We start from the raw sequence: 496 nt of genomic DNA, 5'->3' as shown, positions 1-496 counted from the left end.
CTTTTTCTGTCAGCCTGTCATGACGATAATGGTGCTGAATTGCTCGAATTTTATAAGTCACAGCCTCGCGATCCGGAACTGATCGGTTGGTGGGGAAGGTATGACGAGCTCAATAAAGAGTACACATATAATATTTACGAGTCCGATGGCCGCTTTTTGACATACGAGATAAAAGATAGCGGAGAGCACTATAAATCATGGACTGATGATTATTATTATACAAAAGACCATAAAATCATGATGTTTCATTATATGTCGGGCAGTTGGAAAGACGGCCCTTCTTATGAATCGACACCTCGGTTATATAAGATAAATAGTGATACCTTGTTTTTCTATAATGATGATGGCGGGATGTTTGTGTATCGTATCCGGTCGGAGCCGAAAGAATAACGGTTCTGAATGTAGGACGCTAAACGTGTTTACGATTATTAATTTACGATTGGGGAGTCCGAGATGGATTGTATCCCGGACGCGAGTACTTATGTGAGGAAAGCAA

The 496-nt window shown here is 40.9% G+C and carries 1 protein-coding gene; it reads left to right on the top strand.

Features of this window, described 5'->3' with window-relative positions; translation table 11 throughout:
• Positions 1-390: hypothetical protein (locus tag DD657_RS08780; RefSeq protein WP_287049599.1), on the top strand; the 390-nt coding region annotated here is incomplete at its 5' end.
• Between the last annotated feature and the right edge of the window lie 106 nt (positions 391-496).

It is taken from the genome of Culturomica sp., from assembly GCF_003524185.1.
Taxonomy (GTDB): Bacteria; Bacteroidota; Bacteroidia; order Bacteroidales; family Marinifilaceae; genus Culturomica; species Culturomica massiliensis.
Note: the sequence above shows the minus strand (reverse complement) of the source record. Positions and strands in the feature narration are given on the sequence as shown.